Source organism: Paraburkholderia hayleyella, from assembly GCF_009455685.1.
In the GTDB taxonomy this organism is placed as follows: Bacteria; Pseudomonadota; Gammaproteobacteria; order Burkholderiales; family Burkholderiaceae; genus Paraburkholderia; species Paraburkholderia hayleyella.
Genome location: NZ_QPES01000002.1, coordinates 392203 through 411000 on the forward strand (window position 1 = coordinate 392203; position 18798 = coordinate 411000).

The following is an 18798-nucleotide window of genomic DNA, read 5'->3' on the forward strand; positions in this document are numbered from 1 at the left end:
TGAATATTCGGTGTATTGATGAAGTTGCAAGGATACCGCCAGGCATCGCGCGAGTCAGGTGCGCGGCAGGCGTTTTTCTCAACGATAGCCAACAGATATAGTCCGGATGGTGCATGTCACGCATCTTCCGGTACCTTGGACGTTCACGAAGCAGGCTGGCTCTGCGAGAATACGCACAAACGTGCAACAAACACATGCAACACCCCCTCCTCTTTTTTCGCCGTATCGAATCCACAGGAAACTCACCGCATGACTACGACCTCCCCTGCATTGTCTCGCTGGACCATGTGGGCGCCGATTGCCGCCTGGATCGTGCTGGGTGCAGCTTTCGTGATGCCCAGCCACGGGGGCATAGTGCTGGCATTGTTTGGCGGGGCGCTGGCCGCTTCGGTGTTCGCGGCCGTGCATCATGCCGAAGTCGTGGCGCATCGTGTCGGCGAACCTTTTGGCACGCTCGTGCTGGCTATCGCCGTGACCGTGATCGAAGTCGCCCTGATCGTGTCCGTGATGCTGACAGCAGGTCCGGAAAAAGCGGGCCTCGCGCGCGACACCGTGTTCGCTGCCGTGATGATCGTGTGCAACGGAATTGTCGGCATCTGTCTGCTGGTGGGTGGGCTGCACCATCGTGAGCAAGACTTTCAGATTCGTGGCGCTAGCGCCGCGCTCGCCGTGCTGGCGTCACTTTCGGTTCTCACACTGGTGATGCCCAACTACACCACGACCCACGCAGGGCCGGTGCTTTCATCGTCACAACTCGCGTTCGCAGGAATCTCATCACTCGTGCTGTATGGCGTGTTTGTTTTTGTTCAAACCGTGCGTCACCGGGATTATTTTCTGGCGGCAGTGGCCGACGAAGACGTCCACGCCGAGCCGCCCAGCCGCTCCGTGGCACTTGTGAGCCTTGTGCTGCTGGTCGTCTGCCTCGTTGCCGTGGTGTTGCTAGCCAAACTGCTCTCACCGGCTGTCGAAACCGCCGTCCGCGACGTGGGTGCGCCCGCCTCCGCTGTCGGGATTGTGATTGCAGCGCTTGTGCTATTGCCTGAGGGGCTCGCTGCCGTGCGGGCCGCACGCGCCAACCGCTTGCAAAACAGCCTGAATCTCGCGCTAGGCTCGGCGCTGGCAAGTATCGGCCTGACCATTCCAACGGTCGCTGTCGTGTTTCTCTGGACCGGCGGGCCTTTAGTGCTGGGCATCGATGGCAAGGAAACGGTGCTGTTGCTGCTCACATTGCTAGTCGGCACGCTCACCTTGAGTACCGGGCGCACCACCATCTTGCAAGGCGCGGTCCATCTGTCGCTCTTCGCGGCTTACCTGTTCCTGTCATTTGCCCCGTGACGCGCCAGCCGTATTGCCCGGCATGGGCGGCGTCAGTTGTGGTAGTGATGCCGATGCTCAATGCTCAATGCTATTTCCGAAGGAGTGAAACCATGAATGAACAACGTGCTATCCAGTTTCTCAATGACGTGCGCCGGCCGCTGCTGAACTTGCACAAGGCCATTCTCGATCACGAGCGGGCCGTCTACGAACGCGAATTTGGCCCCGTCACACCCGCGGCGTTTTTGCAGATGCTAATCAATGGCTCGGGGTTTCGCTGGATCACGCCGCTTTCCAGCGTCATCGCCAATGTCGACGAAACGCTCGACGATAAAAAAGCGGGGGTTGACGAGCGTCTGGCTTCGGTGGAAGCCGTCACGCGCCTGTTCACAGCCAGTGGAACTGAAAACCCATTCATGGAGCGCTACCAGGCGTTGTTGCAGGAGAGTCCAGCGATCCTTCATGGGCATAGTCAGGTTGCACAGATCCTGCGCGACATTGAAACCACTTGACCCCTGTTAATGCTCACCTTTTCTCCCGTATCGTCTCACCTTGGCCTGGCATGAAATCTGTCAGAACATCGCACGATAAGTGTCGGTATTTTCTTCGGCCAAGGGGGAAATCGCGGCTTATCTGGCGGCAGGCTCTTTCTTTCATGCCACTCGCGCCATTTCTGGCAAATATGCAGCAAAAAACTGCGCAATGGGTGCATTGCCTTCGCCGTTACCAAGGTGAGTTTTTACAGGAGTCGATGACGCTTGTGCTTATGCTGCTCGTGAGGCTCATGGCCAGCGTCAGGATTTGCCATCCAGCGCCATGGCCATGCGGAAAAAAGAGCGTCATCGGCAGCCCGGGGGGTAAATCCTTCGGATATGCGAGAATTCGCCTTTTCATCTGATATAGCTGATACAGCTGATATAGCCAGTATTTCAGGCTGTTCTTTTCTCCCCGGGCCAGCGCGGCGCACCCGCTGCAACCGGGCACGTGCGATCCAGTTCACCGTGACCAGGCTCCGCCTGGCTTGAGTTTCCCGATATGCCCAAGTTTCAATCCCGTCTCGTCGAACTTGATTTTTTTCGCGGGCTGGTTCTTCTGATTATCGTTGTCGATCACATTGGCGGCAGCATCCTCTCGCGTATTACGCTGCATGCGTATGCGCTGTGCGATGCGGCCGAAGTCTTTGTGTTTCTGGGCGGGTTTGCCACGGCGACGGCCTATGCCGCGCTCGCCGAACGGCGCAGCGAAACCGTTGCACAACAGCGCTTCTTGCGCCGCGCGCTCGAAATCTACCGCGCCTTTCTCGTCACTGCAGGCTTGATGTTGCTGGTTAGCGCCGTGCTGATTGCCTTCAGTATTGACGCCCCCAACCTCACGACAACCGATCTCACCGATCTGGCCGCCACGCCCGCCAGCGCGCTGCGAGATATTTTGCTGCTGCGCCGTCAGCCTTATCTCGCATCGGTTCTGCCCATGTATGCCGGGTTCGCGTTGATCGTGCCGGTGATTTTGCCGCTTGCCCGCACCCGCCCCTGGTTACTGCTGGCCGGCAGCGTCGCGCTCTGGGCCAGCGCGCCCGCGCTCTATGGTTACCTGCCGGTTGCCGCGGGCACGCGCTGGGATTTCAATCCGTTTGCCTGGCAACTATTGTTCGTGCTAGGCATCGTGATGCGCTGCCAGCCGGTGTATCCGCGTCTGAGCGCGGCGCGCCATGGCTGGCTTATCAACGTCCTCGCACTGGCTATCGTGGCTGCCGCGGCTTGCTACAAACTGCTGTTCGAGCATGTACCGCTCATTGGCATCTTTAAACCAAACCTTTCCTGGCTGCGAGTGGTGAATTTTCTCGCCATCGCATGGCTCATCGCCAACCTGATCCGGCTAGGCTGGGCCGGACGTCTCGCTCGCTGGCTGCCATGGGTGGGCCTGATTGGCCGTCACGGCCTGCTTTGTTTTATCGCTGGCTCGGCAATTTCACTGGTGATCGATTCGCTGCTTTACACCGCGACCAGCGGCTACCTGAACCTGCCGCTCGGGCTCATGGCAGATGCAATCGCCATTAGTGCGCTCATCGGCGTAGCCCAGGCGGCTGGGCCAGTTGCACGAATCTATCCGAGGCTCTTCGCCTTTCGTTTTAAAACCTCGGGTTAAGACGATGCCGATTCCGGCTGTTTCTCGCAGCGTTTGTGCTGTCGCCAGGCCAGCGTCAATACCCGCGTCAATGCCAACACCAACGCTCTGCCTCATGCAGCGCATCCGGCAGGTTGCCGCCTGGATGCAGCGGTATCTGCCAGCCGGCACAGGCTTTCACATGAGGCTTCGTACAGGACTTGTGACACTACTCGTGGCTGTAGTAGCCAGCACACCGGCATTGGGTAGCACCGTCTTCAACCGCACGTTCCACTCCGCGGCGCTGGCGCGCGACTGGGCCTATACGGTGTATCTACCAGCGGGTTATTTCTCCACGTCAGAAGCCACGCATTATCCGGTGTTGTATCTGCTGCATGGCAATAACGGCAACGCTACCGACTGGATCACCCAGGGCAATCTGCAAGCCACGGCTGATGCATTAATTGAACGCAAGGAGATCGCGCCGGTAGTGATCGTCATGCCGCAAGGCGGCACCGATTGGTACGTCGATCGCAAGGAGAAAATCGAAACGGCATTTTTCGAAGATCTGATGCCTGAAATCGAAAAACACTATGGGGTTTTGGCCCAACGCAATGCCCGTGTAATTGGCGGGGTTTCAATGGGGGGATTTGGCGCGCTGCGCTACGCGATGACACATCCCCGATATTTTTGCGGAGCGTTGTTACTCAGCCCGGCGATCTATGCCGACGAGCCCCCTGCGGATTCCGCGGCACGCCGCGTCGGAGTGTTCGGCGAACAGCAGTTCGATCCGCGTATCTGGCATGCCCTCAACTATCCGGCGTTATGGCCACGCTATCTGAGCAAGCCATATCGCCTTCCGATGTTTATCGCAGCAGGCGACGATGATCTGATTATCCAGGCCGAAGCGTCGCTGCTGTATACGCATCTGCGTCAGGTGGGCAACCCGGCAGCGCTCAGGATTGTTGGCGGTGGCCATACCTGGGACGTTTGGCGCACGCTTTTGCCTCATGCGCTCCGGTATGCGCTGGGCTGTATCAAATCGCCCACGCGCGAATAACGTCCAGCCTGTTGCCGGGTCAGTGTCTGACCCACTCGCTCCAGAGCACCATCAGCACGGTCATCAGGGCAGGGCCAATAAAGAGCCCAAGCAAACCGAAAGTTTGGGCTCCGCCCAGAATGCCAAATAACACCAGCAAAAATGGCAGCCGCGCCGAATTGCCAATCAGTACCGGACGCACAAAATGTTCGGCGATAAACACCACGACAAAGCCAAACACCACCAGCGCAATGGCGCTGGCGAGTGAGCCATTCAGCAATAACCACAACGCTGCCGCGCAAAACGTAAGCGGAGCACAAAAGGGCAGCATCGCGGCAAGCGCAGTGATCAGGCCAAGCAATGCAGCGTGCGGCACGCTCGCCAGAATGTAGGCCACGCCTAGCAAGAGCCCTTCGCCGAGCCCGACCACGACGAGCCCCGACACCGTGCCGCGTACTGCTTTCGCCATTTGCGCAACGAGTTTTGCGCCGTCGTCCCCAAACGCACGACAGGCCCCTTTGAGCAAGGTGTCCGATAACCGTGATCCAGCCCGGAAAATAATAAACAGGGTGACCAGCATGAAGCCAAACAGCATGAGCCCATGTGCCGCATGCATGCCAAAGTGTCGGCTGAATGTCATCAACGCCGCACCATGCAAGCTTTTGATGGCGGGTGATTCACGCAAGGGCTGGGCCAGATTGGCTTGCCACCATGCCGTCACCTGGTGCGCGCCGAAAGGCAGATGCTCCACGAAATGCGGCAATGGAATGCCATTTTCCTGAACGGTTCTAAACCAGACGATCAGATCATGTGCCTCGTTGCTTGCCTGAGCGATCCCAATACCCAATGGCAATAACAAAAGCAGCGACACCGCCAGCGTCAGGCAACCGGCAATCAATGTTGCCCGGCCCCTGAACCATGAAGATCCTTCAATCAAACGCAGCAGCGGCCACAATGCAATCGCAACGACGGCAGCCCAGACCACAGGCCGGATGAAATCACGCACCACCCATACAGCAAGCAAAACCAGCGCGGTATACAACACCGCCAGCGCGGCGTGCTGCATTTTTCGGTGATTGGGGGAAGCCGCCTTGTTCGGCAACACGGGCAAACGCAAGCTCATACAACCTCGACTAGATAGGGTACAGAACCTTGCCGCTTCGTTCAGACGAAAACTATTGCAGCGACAAGACTGAAAGAAACCTGTAACAATGCGCCATCTTAATAGAAATGCCGCACCTGACACGCTCTGTTATTACACCCCTCCCAATATCTCATTAATTGCTGCGGCATATAGCTGAGTTATGCCGCATCGAATTACCCAATCTACATAAAGCAGCGGAAGTCATCTCATTAAGGATTGGATCGGGGCTGGAAGTTAACCGGCACCTTAACTGATGCGGCATTATTGCTATTTTTAAAACACTGTATTCCTGCGAGGTAATGGCGCAAGATGCCGGGGGCGGCTACATTCGCCAATCCTACTCACGGAGTTGACGATGACTTCCACCGCATTTTTACCCCTGAATGGCACCAATGGCGTGCGCATCGAAATTCTGGAGCGCTCAGATACCACCTTGGTCATACGTTGGGTAGAGCCTGGCCGCTGTCATTATGGCGAACAGCGCTGGCGCAGACGCTCCGCACATACGTCGGGGACATGTGCGGTATCGTGCTGCAAAATTCGCCGAGGCGATGCCGTATTCAAGCCTGCCGAACGTCCCGCGCCCGCCAATGCAACTGCCATGATTTCAGCCGAGCTTATCAACAGTCTTACGGAATGCATCTAGCGCATCTTGCACAATCGATCACCCGCCTTTTCATTTTGTTTTTATTCAACGTCGCCCCGTCCAAACAGCAAAGATTATTTTCTGCTTAAGCCGAATCACATTTCGAGTATTTTCCAGTTTCGCGCAAATTGACTCAGGAAAAACAGGATGGCGACTTCTGTGATCATTCGGCGCCCGTGGTGGAAAAAGGCTATTTTGGTTTCAGCTGGAATTATCTGTTTTTTGGCTTTTTGTACCGTTATTTCGCGGAGAGTGATCAGCCGCTGCGCTTCATCTTCTGTTCATATTTGTCACGGCGGGCTTATGGCAATTTATCATGGCATTTTTGTACAACCGTCAATACATGACGCGCATGCTGGTCGATAAAGGTTTTGTGCTCGCAGATGACGAAGCGCGTAATGCGAAGGCGCGAAAGGCTTTGCATATCACGTAGCTGCTGTGCCACCGGCTCACGCTGAACATTCCGCACTAGATATTCAAGCCGTACCCCAGCCGGAGACATGCAGCAGGCAGGCCCACATGTCTTAAATGATAGGTGGGCCTACGCTTTTCAGGAGCCTGGCGGCAGCGCACGTTCCAGCACCCGGATACGCGACAGCAACTCGTCACGGTCGATATAACACCCTTGCAAATGCCGCGCACCCAATTGAGGATCGAATTCGGTCCGGGCGTGAAGCACACGCCGGTTATCGAAGGCCCACATTTCGCCCGCCGCGAGCCGGTGTCGAACACGAAAACGTTCATCACGGGCTAATTCGATAAAGCGCCGGTATGCCTCGTAAATGGCGGGCATGCTAGCCAGTGGCGCGTCGATCGGGCCGCGCAGGAAGTTGGCGTGACGCACTTCAATCACTTCGCCACGGCCATCGAGCGCGATGATCGGCGCCGATGCACGATAATCGCTTGTCGCACTTTTGTTCCAGAACTCGAACGCCGTAGAGGACAGCGTGGCAAATGCATCAGGCTCGTGCTCACGTAAATGTGTCGCCAACGCAAAACCATCAATAAAGATGCTGTCTCCACCGGGGGCATCATTGACGAGGCAATGTAAAAACTGCAAACCGGGTTGCAACTCACGCGTTGGCAAATCGGTATGCGGCGGCAGATTGATCGACGTATATGCGTTGCTGTCTGGCATGGGCTTTGACGCAACGTCAAACAGCACGCCAAAATTGCTTTCGCGGATAAACGAAATGCGTCGCGCGACGGCCGCGACACTGCCAGGTTCAACGGGCACGCCACGCAATAACGTAAGCCCCGTTGCGCGAAGCGCGCTCAGCCAGGCATGTAACGCAGCGTCGTCATGTTCGACATCGCGCCAGTCAAACGTCGCCAGCGCGGCGCCATATTCAGCGGCCCAGGGATGCGCCTTGCCAGCGCGATGACGCTCGGCACGCGAGGCGTCGTCATAAGCATGAGCTCGTAGCCAGCCCGGTGTATAGACGCTTCGGTGCCCATCCGTCCACTGGACATGCAATGCCCCCGCCCCTCCTATCGACGCGGCCTGAGCGGCAAGGTCATCAGGTACATCGGCGATTTCGAATACCTGTTCGCGGGTAAGTGGGTGAACGCACTGGTTGCACGCACAGTTGTCACGCAGCCACATGAAATGAAACGGCGAGACTCGTCCGTCGCCCCAGGTAACGATGATGGCAGGCCCGGTTATCACCGCATCGGCCAGCGACACGTTGGTCGTAAAGGCGCGCCAGTCTTCGATCATCGATTCAGCGAGTTGCATGGCCAGTCTCCTTGTTATGGATCGGGTTTTAAGCCGGGTTTGATCGGGGTTCAAATGGTTCAAATGGTTCAAATGGTTCAAATGGCTCAAATGGTTCAAATGGTTCAAACGGCAGGTTCAAACGGTAAGAACATGCTGGAGGCCGGAACCTTGTGCATCTGCGGTTCCGCGTAGAAAAGCACAGATCCTGCTGTGCATTCGTTGCACGCCCGGGCTTGTATCGAGTGCACGCCAGCATCCATGCACTAACCCTTCGCCCAGCCATATTTCAGCGCGGCCACCTGTGGCCTGGATACGCTGAACAAAGACAACCGCGTCATCGCGCAACGGATCGTGCTGGACGCCGATTGCCAGCGTCGAGGGCAATCCGTCGAAACGGGCCGCGTCAAGCGGTGTTGTCCAGGGCGGGGCCGTGTCTTGCCAGTACAAGCGGCGAAACGCCTGAACGTCCGCCAGTGTCAAGCATGGCGCATGCGCTTCGGTATCGCGTGCAGGAGGTTGAGGTACAGCCCCGAGCATGGGATAAACCAGCGTCATACCCTGCACGCCTTCGATATTGCGCTCACGCAACTGCATCGCCACGCTGGCTGCTAGCGTGCCACCCGCGCTGTCTCCCGCCAGTTGCAATGATTTGCACCGGGGAAGCGCCAACGGCAAGTGGCCCGCGAGTGCCGCCAGCGTGATCTCGAGACAATCGTCATGGGCCGCGGGAGCCGGGTGCTCGGGAGCCAAGCGGTAATCGACTGCCACAACGCACAACCCGGTATCGGCTGCCAGGCGCGCGGTGATGAGCTGATGGCTATCGAGCGAACCAAGCACGAACCCGCCGCCATGGAAATACAGCACCGTCCCCGCTGCGCTGGACATCTCACGGCCATGGCCGTGGTTGCAATCGTGGCTGTAATACGCGCGCAAGGCGACCGTATGCCCCGCTGCCGCCGTAAACACCGCATTCCGGACCGTCACTCCCAGCGGTAATGGCGCTGTGAATGTTGCGCTAAAACGCTCGTAAAGCATCCGCTGCTGCGCCACAGGAAGCGATGCGGCATCAGCCGGGTAAAGCGCCGATGCGGATGCGACAAACGCCTCGATTTCCGGCTCTAGCATGGTGGAGTGGTCTTCCAGGTTCCGGCTGAATGTTGTGGTTGTGACTGTGGCTAAACTTTGGAGCAGTTAGCGGGGACAAAAGGACAAAAGGACAAAAGGGTGCGACGGGTGCACCCCTGTGTGTCTTGAAGATCTGTCTGGATATTGTCGGACTGGGGGGGCGGCAAGCCAATAACCCGTCCGGCATACTTCGCGGGCGGCGCGCCGGAGTGCGCCTCTGCCAATAGCAATACCCGGGCATAGACATCCGCATCAAACACCGCTGAATGCGCTGGCGTATCGTCCCTGCCGGTCGCCACATGCAACAACATCTGCTCACCGGCGGCGACAGGCTGTTCCCGCTGATCGGCGAACATCTCCAGATAGAGATGCAAACGCTTTTGGTCGTGCGCCAGCAAACGTGTCTCGACCCTCACCTGCGCGTCTTTTTTGATTTCGTGAAGATAGTTGAGATGCGCCTCAAGAGTGTAGATCGAACGACCTCGTGCCTGACGTGTCGCGGCATCGAGCCCAAGGTGCTCGATCAGCGCATCGGTGGCGAAACTAAAGAGCAGCATGTAAAACGCATCGCGCAAGTGCCCGTTGTAATCGACCCATTCGTCCACGACAGTGCTGTGATAGTGCAGAAATGGTGAATCAGGCCGCATGACTTTTCCTGGTGAGGTTTAGAGCAATGGCTGGAGAGTCAGGGGCGTAAGACCTGAAACCAGGAACCCGATGCATGCCAGACCACATGAAGAAAAAACACTCTTTTCAGTTTTTAGTCGATGGCACGCATACCGTAGCGGGCCTTGATTTGGGCAATGGCTGCCATCACGCTAGTAATGCATTCGTCCCGGTACCGTTCCAGTTCCTTGATCGAACGGGGCCCTACCTGTTCTGCCGTGCCTTCTGCAACACGGTCAACCAGCTCGTCAGTCAGCTTTGGGGCGACGAGACGGGTCCACGGTAACTCAAGCGCCGGGCCAAACTGCTGCATAAAGTGACGCATGCCGCTCTCGCCTCCGGCGAGGGTATAAGTCAAAAATGTTCCCATGAACGACCAGCGAATGCCCGCGCCAAAACGAATCGCATCGTCAATTTCGCCTGTCGTGGCAACGCCATCGTTGACCAGATGCAGCGCTTCACGCCACAACGCTTCGAGCAAGCGATCCGCGATAAAACCTGGCACTTCTTTTCTGACGAGCAAGGGCCGCATGCCTAAATTGCGGTAGATTTGCAGCGCGGCGTCAACGGCTGCAGGCGTAGTCTGAACACCGCCCAGCACCTCGACGAGAGGAAGCAGATAAACCGGGTTAAACGGATGGCCCACCACGCATCTTTCTGGATGCAGGGCTCGCGCGTAAAAATCGCTCGGCAACAAGCCCGAGGTAGACGACGCAATAATGGCATCCGGTTTGGCCGCGTGGCTGATTTGATCGTGCAGGGCGAGCTTCAGTGTTTCGCGCTCAGGGGCGCTTTCCTGAATAAAATCCGCGTCCCTCACACAGGCCTCGATCGTCTCGACGAATTTCAGCCGTCCTTGATCAGCACCCGGAGCCAGCCCCACCCGTTCAAGCGCGGGCCACGCATTGGCGACATTTGCCCGCAGTTGCTGCCCCGCACCGGGCGCTGGATCCCATGCAACGACATCCAGCCCATGTGCCAATGCTCTGGCAACCCAGCCGCTGCCGATCACGCCCACGCCAATTGCCGCAAATGTTTTGAGTTCGACGATGTACGTCATGACTGAAACCTCTGGAGAGTCGGCCAGGTCAGCCTTGAATGATTCGCCGCCAGCCAGACGAACGAACGGCAACCCGGACGGGCACTATATGAATGAAAGCACCTAAGCTAAGCAAAGTGTTCCAGCGAACGTTGTTCAAGCAGCCGTTCGCCTCGGGGAGGCAGGCCAAGCTTTTTGCGACCTGCCTCTGGCGTCAACACCCGTCCTCCCAGACGCTCAATAATTTCGCAGGCACGCTGAACCAGCGTGCCGTTAGTCGCGTGAATACCCCGATCTAGCCATAGATTGTCCTCAAGACCTACCCGGACATGCCCTCCGAGCAGCATGGCCTGCGCGACCATGGGCATTTGCATGCGGCCAATACCAAACCCAGCCCATTGCGCCCCCGGCGGCAGGCTGTCCACCATGGCTTTCATCGTGGTTGTATCGGCAGGCGCACCCCATGGAATGCCAAGACAAATCTGAAATAGCGGAGGCGCATCCAGCAAACCTTCTTTCAGCAACTGCCGGGCAAACCACAGATGACCCGTATCGAAGATTTCCAGTTCGGGTTTGACGCCCAGCGCCTGGATGCGCCTCGCTCCAGCCCGAAGCTGGGCTGGCGTTGAGACATAGATGTAATCGCCATCACCAAAATTGAGGGTGCCGCAATCGAGCGTGCAAATTTCTGGCAGCAGCGTTTCAACGTGCGCGAGACGCGTGAGCCCGCCGACAAGATCCGTGCCCGCACCAAACCGCATGGGATTTTCACCTGAACCGATTTCGAGATCCCCACCCATGCCCGCCGTCAGATTGATGATGACGTCGGTATCGGACGAGCGAATACGGTCAACCACCTCGCGGTATAGATCGGGATCGCGGCTGCCACGGCCTGTTTGGGGATCGCGCACATGACAATGCGCAACCGTCGCACCCGCTTTGGCGGCTTCGATGGCCGCATCGGCAATCTGTCTCGGCGTAACAGGAATAGCGGGATGTTTGCCAACCGTATCGCCCGCCCCGGTGACAGCGCAGGTCACAATCACTTCGTCATTCATGTGCGTGAATTCCTGTGGTTCTGATGAGATAAGCCGGAAAAAGCCGGAAAAAGCCGGCCTGCCGGATAAATACCTGAGACGGGCCCGTTTTGAACCTGATCGCCTATAGCCCAAGAGAAGCCCTGACTGCGGGCAAACCCTCTCCACCATCGAAAGTCTTCACACCAGCCAGCCAGGCATCAAGCACCTGCGGGTTTTTCTTCAGATAAGCCCGTGCAGCGTCGGCTGGTTTTTGCCGCTGCATGACCGATTGCATCAGCTGGTTTTCAAGTTGTACGGTGAAGTGCAAGTTGGCGAGCAGTTTGCCGACATTCGGACACCGGGTTTGATAGCCCGGTGAAGTCAGCGTATAAACACGCGCTTCGCCATCGTTCGGACCGAAAACGTTGTCACTGCCGCCCAGGTATTTCATGTCGATCTGGATGTTCATGGGATGCGGCTCCCAGCCGAGAAACAGCACCCATTTTTTGTCGCGGATAGCGCGCTCGACGGTTACCAGCATCCCGGCCTCGCTCGACTCAACCAGCTTGAAACTACCCAGCCCAAACTGGTTGCTCGAGATCATTTTCTGGATGGCCGCGTTGGCGCTGCTGCCCGGCTCAATGCCATAGATCTTGCCGTCCAGCTCCTTGTGGTGTTTGGCAATATCGGCAAAGGTTCGCAACCCGGCTTGATAAACGTAGGCAGGAACCGCGAACGTGGCTTTGGCGCCAGTCAGATTGGCGGGCTCGATCAGGTCGATCGAGCCCGCTTTCAAAAATGGAGTAAGCGCCTGTTCCTGCACGGGCCACCAGTAGCCCAGGGAGACGTCGATCTGACGGCTCTTCAAGCCGGCGAACGAGATTGGGACCGATGCGATCGTGCTGGCTGGACGGTAACCCAGAGCATCGAGAATGACCAAAGCCAGCGCCGTAGTGGATGTGATATCCGCCCAGCCGATGTCGGCAAAACGGACTGTCTGGCAGCTGGCGGGATCTTTGGCAACAGCGGGTGGCATGCATGCGGCCGTAAGCACACAAAAAACTGACACAAGCTTGACGAAATACTTCATTGCGTTCCCTTCGAACACGTGAGGAAAAGTGCGGCCGCATACGTTACTGACGTTATCGACGTTACTGACGTTATCGACGTTACTGACGTTACTGACGTTATCGGCCAAATCATGACTTGCCTGACTTGCCCGGGCACCCGTTCGGCATGGCTGACAGTGAGGCAAAGTTACCGCCTCATATGTCACCGGACGCGACCACTGGCGACCCGTTCTTGCTTGCCCGCGACTACGAGGGAAAACCTCCATGCCAGGCCGCGCTGACGGCAACATGGCCCTTGGCCATGCGGCCAGCATTCAGTTATCTATCTTGCCGCCGCTGCAAGCACTTGTTACGCTTTCCTGACCTCTTGCATCAGCCCACGCGTCCCTCATGCCCCAAGACATCGCTTTTTTGCTTCTGCCAGGTTTTTCGGCTCTCGGTTTTATCTCCGCCGTTGAGCCGTTACGCGTTGCCAACCGCTTTCGTAACGATCTTTATCGCTGGCGCATCCTGAGCACGGACGGCTTGCCCGTGACCGCGAGCAACGGTTTTTCCCTGAATGCTGAACCGGCCTATGGCATGGGCGGACAAGCGGCAAAATTACTCTTCGTCATCGCCGGGTTTAAGCCGCTAGCCTGCTACACCCGCCAGCTAGAAAACTGGTTGCGGCAACAGGACCGGGCCGGCATCACCCTCGGCGGCATTGATACAGGTAGCTTCGTGCTGGCGGAAGCGGGGCTTTTCAGCCTGACGGACAGCCTGACGCTGCACTGGGAAGCGTTATCCGCATTCCGTGAACGCTATCCCGCGTTACAGGTCAGCCAGGAGTTGTTTGAAACCGGGCCACGGCGCATGACGTGCGCGGGGGGAACTGCGTCGATCGACATGATGCTCGACCTGATCGCACGCGATCATGATGCAGCGCTCGCGGCCGCCATTTCAGAACAGTTCGTCATGAGCCGGATTCGCCGGCCCTCAGATCATCAACGCCTGCAGATCGCCGCGCGCTATGGCATTCACAATCCGAAGCTGATTCATGTCATTGGCATGATGGAACAGCACATGGAAGAGCCTTTGGCACCGGATGTGCTCGCGCAGCACATCGACGTGACACGCAGACAACTGGAGCGGCTTTTTTGCGCGGCGCTCAAGGACACCCCCACGCATTTCTATCTTCAACTCCGGCTTAGCCGAGCGCGCGAGCTTTTGCAACAGACAGACATGTCGATTACGTCGATCTGTGTGGCGTGCGGTTTCGAATCGCCGTCGCATTTCTCCCGTACCTACCGTGAGCGGTTTGGTGCAAGTCCCAGCCGGGATCGCAGTTCACATAGCCCCCATGCGGAGGGTGCGTTCATTGCAGCCGTGCGCTAAGGCTCAAGACAGGGGTTAAGGGGCAGGAAAGGGGCAGAAACACGAGGCAACACGAGGCAAGGCGAAAACGGGATGCCCATGTCCGGGCGTCCCGCTTGGGGGACAACCTGACAGACTCCCTGCCTGTTCAAAAATCAGATTTTTCTTTCTGGATGCACGTCGCCAATGCAGAAAACGGTTTGTTGCGCAGATCGCCTGATCTCGTCATTCGTCTCGTCACTTCACTGCCCATGCCCCATGCTGTTACCACTTCCATCCAGCCCCCGCATTGAAGCCGACGTCGTGACCGCTGCTCGATACTCCTGCGCCCCAGCTAAGACGACCATTATTGGCAAGCGCCTTGAAGTTCACAGCCAGGGCGCCGTAGCCCTTGTAGCCACCGACACCCACGCCCAGCGTCTTTTCACCGGGCCCCAGTGGCGGCAGATAGGCTCCCGTCATGGCCATCGCCATCGCTACGCCCGAATAAGCCCGCCGGGCGACATCGCTGACTTGCCCCAGGACACCTTGCAACTGCTGGACATTCACTGCATCGGTTGGCGCCGTACCCGGCGCCACATTCGTCACCTGACGCTCATGGCCTTTGGAGCCGACCGACACCGTATTGTCCCGGTCAGCAATCGAGCCTTGACCCATGGCAATGGAGTACCTCCCCGGTGCGGATGCGTCAGGGCCTAGCGCCATGCTTTCATCGCCAGCTGCCGAGGCGTTCGAGCCTACCGCCATGCTTTCATCGCCATCGGCCAGGGCGTTCGGGCCCACTGCCATCGCAAGGTCACCGTGCGCGGCTGCATTGGACCCCACCGCAATATCCTTATCGCCGGATGCATCAGCCGACAGACCCACTATCAGGCTACCTATGCCTCTTCCAGTTTTAACCAGTTCATTGTCATTCCCTCCTCCCTGGCCGCCGCTGTTCTTAACCTGAGCGTTCAAATCGTCAACCCTCCTATGCAGCGTGTCGTACTGTTGCTGGAAGTTTTGCTGCAGCGTATGCAACTGGCCACCATTCACGGCTTCCCGGCTACCCGGGGCAATCAGTCCATTGGCTAGACTCCCCAATACCGTGCCGTTCGTTCCACCTAACGTGATGCGTCCCAGGCCCAGGTCGTCGTATACGACGGCACCCATTGCCCGGCCATTCGGGTCCACCAGGCCCACCGCCCTCAGTTGGGCAACGGTCACCACATCGCTGTCGCTCTTGCCGCTTGCCACGCCGGTCACGACCCGTAACCCCTGGGTTCCGGCAAAACTGACCGTTTGGCCGCCCAGGCCATTCGCCACCAGAATATTGCCGCTCGTCTTGTCCTGTCTGACCAGGCCAAGTACGCCATTATCGATACCGGTGGTGAGCTGGGCCATCGAGGCCGCATCCTGCGTCAGGCGTTCGTCCAGTTTTGTAATGGCGCCATCCACCCCCCTGACCGTTGCACCGCCGACCGTGTACCTCGGCATCGTGACCGAGCCATCGCTGTTCACCGTGGCCCCACCGCCCAGTACGCCTGCCAGACTGGTCGCCGTGACATGCAGTTGTGAGCCGTTAACCGCATCCGTGCTGGTTGCACCGATCGTCCCCGCGGCGATGCCGTTCAATTGCCGCGCGCCAGCCGTACCGCTGAAATCGACGGCGGCGCCTGCGAGACTTTTCGCTACCGTGATCGTCTTGCTCGTCGCATCCTGCTGCACAAGGCCTATCGAAGTCGTGTCGATGCTGTTCACCCTCGCGGTCAGATTCGTGATGTCGCCGACGTTTTTTGTGATGTCTCTGGTGTTTTTCGTCGTCACTGTGTCCAGGCTTGACAGGGCCGCTCCCACGTTGTTCACAGTCGTGCCTTGCACGACGTACGACGGCGCTTTCAGCGTGCCATCGGGGTTTACCGCAGCGTCTCCGCCCAAGGCCCCTGTGATGCCTTGCAACTGCGTTACGTTTACCGCATCCGTAGCGGATCCCCCGGCCTTGATGTTTGTCAGCGTCGTGCCATTCGCACCGCCGCCTAGTGTCAGCTTGTCCTTCGTCGTGCTGTCGTATTTCGCCGCGATTCCATCTAGCGTGTTCAGCCCGGATTGGGCTGCCTCCGCTGTGGTTTGTGCCTTCACGCTCGCCGTGCTCACCGCATCGAGCTGGCTCTTGTTCACTGCATCCGTTGCAGCTGTGCCTGCCTTCACGTTGCCAAGCGTCGTGCCACCCGTACCGCCACCCAGTGTCAGCTTGTCCTTCGCCGTGCTGTCGTATTTCGCTGCGATTCCATCCAGCGTGTTCAGCCCGGATTGCGCTGCCTCCGCTGTGGTTTGTGCCTTCACGCTCGCCGTGCTCACCGCATCGAGCTGGCTCTTGTTCACCGCATCCGTTGCAGCTGTGCCTGCCTTTACGTTGCCAAGCGTCGTGCCACCCGTACCGCCACCCAGCGTCAGCTTGTCCTTCGCCGTGCTGTCGTATTTCGCTGCGATTCCATCCAGCGTGTTCAGCCCGGATTGCGCTGCCTCCGCTGTGGTTTGTGCCTTCACGCTCGCCGTGCTCACCGCATCGAGCTGGCTCTTGTTCACCGCATCCGTTGCAGCTGTGCCTGCCTTTACGTTGCCAAGCGTCGTGCCACCCGTACCGCCACCCAGCGTCAGCTTGTCCTTCGCCGTGCTGTCGTATTTCGCTGCGATTCCATCCAGCGTGTTCAGCCCGGATTGCGCTGCCTCCGCTGTGGTTTGTGCCTTCACGCTCGCCGTGCTCACCGCATCGAGCTGGCTCTTGTTCACCGCATCCGTTGCAGCTGTGCCTGCCTTTACGTTGCCAAGCGTCGTGCCATCCGTACCGCCACCCAGCGTCAGCTTGTCCTTCGTCGTGCTGTCGTATTTCGCTGCGACTCCATCCAGCGTGTTCAGCCCGGATTGCGCTGCCTCCGCTGTGGTTTGTGCCGTCGCGCTCGCTGTGCTTACCGCATCGAGCTGACTCTTGTTCACCGCATCCGTTGCGGCTGTGCCTGCCTTCACGTTGCCAAGCGTCGTGCCATTCGCACCGCCGCCCAGAGTCAGCTTGTCCTTCGTCGTGCTGTCGTATTTCGCCGCGATTCCATCTAGCGTACCCAGCCCGGATTGCGCTGCCTCCGCTGTGGTTTGTGCCTTCACGCTCGCCGTGCTCACCGCATCGAGCTGGCTCTTGTTCACCGCATCCGTTGCAGCTGTGCCTGCCTTTACGTTGCCAAGCGTCGTGCCATTCGCACCGCCGCCCAGCGTCAGCTTGTCCTTCACCGTGCTGTCGTATTTCGCCGCGATTCCATCTAGCGTGCCCAGCCCGGATTGCGCTGCCTCCGCTGTGGTTTGTGCTTTCACGCTCGCCGTGCTTACCGCATCTAGCTGACTCTTGTTCACCGCATCCGTTGCAGCTGTGCCTGCCTTTACGTTGCCAAGCGTCGTGCCACCCGTACCGCCGCCCAGCGTCAGTTTGTCCTTCGTCGTGCTGTCGTATTTCGCCGCGATTCCATCCAGCGTGCCCAGCCCGGATTGCGCTGCCTCCGCTGTGGTTTGTGCCGTCGCGCTCGCCGTGCCCACCGCGTCGAGCTGGCTCTTGTTCACCGCGTCTTTAGCTTGCGTACCATCCGCGACATTCACAATCTGGTTCGTCAACTCCGTTTGCGTCACCTGCCCCCCGCTGTCCTTCACCTCAGCACGGCCCACCGACACCGTATTCTCCCGATCCGCGATTGCGCCAGAACCTATGGCGGTTGCATTCCTTGCTGAAACCACAGCCCCAGAACCCAATGCCGTGCCATTAATCGCGGAAACTCTCGTCCCATAGCCCAAAGCAGATGAATTAAACTCAGCGGCATTGGCTCCAGCCCCTATCGCTGTTGCCTGAACATTACGCATGGCATTCTTGCCTGATCTTGCCCCAGCACCAAACGCAACTGAGCTTCCGCCCTGAACAGTGCTTCCCGCCCCCACCGCGGTTGAATAATCAAAAATGGAGGTTTCTGGTGCATCACTTGAGTTAGCCGTTGCAGCAGACCCAATCGCTATATCCAGGACTCCCGTTGCCGTTGCGGCATCGCTTCCGTTGACAGCAGACGTGCTGCCAGTCGCTAGAGGATCGGCTGCCGGAGCCGCAGCACTCATTCTTTTGGGTTGCCTCTGAGCCAGCGCCGCAGCCATGAAATCCGGTCGTACCGACGCGAGCACTGGGGCGAAGGCCGGCACAGACCGATTGTGAATATCGCAAGCCAGATCCGGCGCCGCCTGACTTAAACAGTTGAAATCAATGCCGGGACTCGTAAAAACACGATTTCGCATGGCATCCGACAAAGCGCCGGCCATTGCTATATGGAATGAGCTAATACTCCCCAGCAATACCAGTGAAAAAAAACGCAGACGAGTATGGGTACGCCCCTTACTTTGCCCGCGCACCCAATCAGAAGCGTTAGTCCACATCCCACCCGCTACGCTCCAGATGACGCGACAGATCTTAATCATGCGCGATCCCGGCGAAAGAATTAATTGCAACGCCTCGAATATCGCGCCTCACGAGATTAAATAAATCGGACTAATCCTAAT

The 18798-nt window shown here is 58.1% G+C and carries 14 protein-coding genes and 1 pseudogene; 6 read left to right on the forward strand and 9 right to left on the reverse strand.

All coding sequences use genetic code 11. The features are described from left to right. The first annotated feature begins 249 nt into the window (after positions 1-249). From GH657_RS16110 to GH657_RS16125, 4 genes are all read left to right on the forward strand, one after another. On the forward strand, positions 250-1335 hold the full coding sequence (locus GH657_RS16110) for a calcium:cation antiporter (protein ID WP_153102044.1): 1086 nt from the start codon (positions 250-252) through the stop codon (positions 1333-1335). Between the two features lie 92 nt (positions 1336-1427). Continuing rightward, positions 1428-1826: a DUF883 domain-containing protein gene (locus GH657_RS16115; RefSeq protein WP_153102045.1), complete on the forward strand. Its 399-nt coding sequence runs from the start codon at positions 1428-1430 to the stop codon at positions 1824-1826. A 523-nt stretch (positions 1827-2349) separates the two neighbouring features. Next, a complete protein-coding gene (locus GH657_RS16120) occupies positions 2350-3459 on the forward strand; it encodes an OpgC domain-containing protein (protein ID WP_153102046.1) in 1110 nt (369 codons plus the stop codon). A gap of 160 nt (positions 3460-3619) precedes the next feature. After that, the gene (locus GH657_RS16125) at positions 3620-4477 is read left to right on the forward strand and encodes an alpha/beta hydrolase (RefSeq protein WP_153102047.1); all 858 of its coding nucleotides are present in this window, start codon (positions 3620-3622) and stop codon (positions 4475-4477) included. A gap of 19 nt (positions 4478-4496) precedes the next feature. Here GH657_RS16125 and GH657_RS16130 read toward each other — a convergent pair whose 3' ends face one another. Continuing rightward, positions 4497-5579, reverse strand: a complete 1083-nt coding sequence (locus GH657_RS16130; protein WP_153102048.1) for an AI-2E family transporter — start codon at positions 5577-5579, stop codon at positions 4497-4499. Positions 5580-5955: 376 nt separating this feature from the next. Here GH657_RS16130 and GH657_RS16135 point away from each other — a divergent pair, with 376 nt between their 5' ends. After that, complete coding sequence (locus GH657_RS16135) at positions 5956-6246, forward strand: DUF3331 domain-containing protein (protein WP_174770006.1); 291 nt, start codon at positions 5956-5958, stop codon at positions 6244-6246. Between the two features lie 550 nt (positions 6247-6796). Here GH657_RS16135 and GH657_RS16145 read toward each other — a convergent pair. From GH657_RS16145 to GH657_RS16170, 6 genes are all read right to left on the reverse strand, one after another. Beyond that, positions 6797-7984 carry a TauD/TfdA family dioxygenase gene (locus GH657_RS16145; protein ID WP_153102050.1) on the reverse strand — a complete coding sequence of 396 codons (1188 nt, stop codon included), beginning with the start codon at positions 7982-7984 and terminating at the stop codon, positions 6797-6799. A 117-nt stretch (positions 7985-8101) separates the two neighbouring features. Next, positions 8102-9091: an alpha/beta hydrolase gene (locus GH657_RS16150; RefSeq protein ID WP_153102051.1), complete on the reverse strand. Its 990-nt coding sequence runs from the start codon at positions 9089-9091 to the stop codon at positions 8102-8104. A gap of 50 nt (positions 9092-9141) precedes the next feature. Further along, positions 9142-9738, reverse strand: a complete 597-nt coding sequence (locus tag GH657_RS16155; RefSeq protein WP_153102052.1) for a thioesterase family protein — start codon at positions 9736-9738, stop codon at positions 9142-9144. Between the two features lie 113 nt (positions 9739-9851). Then, positions 9852-10817, reverse strand: a complete 966-nt coding sequence (locus tag GH657_RS16160; RefSeq protein ID WP_153102053.1) for an L-carnitine dehydrogenase — start codon at positions 10815-10817, stop codon at positions 9852-9854. 107 nt (positions 10818-10924) lie between these two features. Beyond that, positions 10925-11854 (reverse strand): 3-dehydrocarnitine:acetyl-CoA trimethylamine transferase CdhC, encoded by a 930-nt coding sequence (gene cdhC, locus GH657_RS16165; RefSeq protein ID WP_153102054.1) that lies wholly within the window; start codon positions 11852-11854, stop codon positions 10925-10927. A 103-nt stretch (positions 11855-11957) separates the two neighbouring features. Next, the gene (locus GH657_RS16170) at positions 11958-12851 is read right to left on the reverse strand and encodes a choline ABC transporter substrate-binding protein (RefSeq protein ID WP_246174198.1); all 894 of its coding nucleotides are present in this window, start codon (positions 12849-12851) and stop codon (positions 11958-11960) included. A 424-nt stretch (positions 12852-13275) separates the two neighbouring features. Here GH657_RS16170 and GH657_RS16175 point away from each other — a divergent pair, with 424 nt between their 5' ends. Beyond that, positions 13276-14259 (forward strand): GlxA family transcriptional regulator, encoded by a 984-nt coding sequence (locus tag GH657_RS16175; protein WP_153102055.1) that lies wholly within the window; start codon positions 13276-13278, stop codon positions 14257-14259. Between the two features lie 243 nt (positions 14260-14502). Here the strand turns inward: GH657_RS16175 and GH657_RS16180 are convergent, their stop codons facing one another. Next, positions 14503-17931, reverse strand: a complete 3429-nt coding sequence (locus GH657_RS16180) for a YadA-like family protein (protein WP_174770007.1) — start codon at positions 17929-17931, stop codon at positions 14503-14505. Positions 17932-17964: 33 nt separating this feature from the next. Continuing rightward, positions 17965-18717: pseudogene (locus GH657_RS18580) on the reverse strand (hypothetical protein); the annotation flags it as partial. Positions 18718-18798 lie beyond the last annotated feature (81 nt).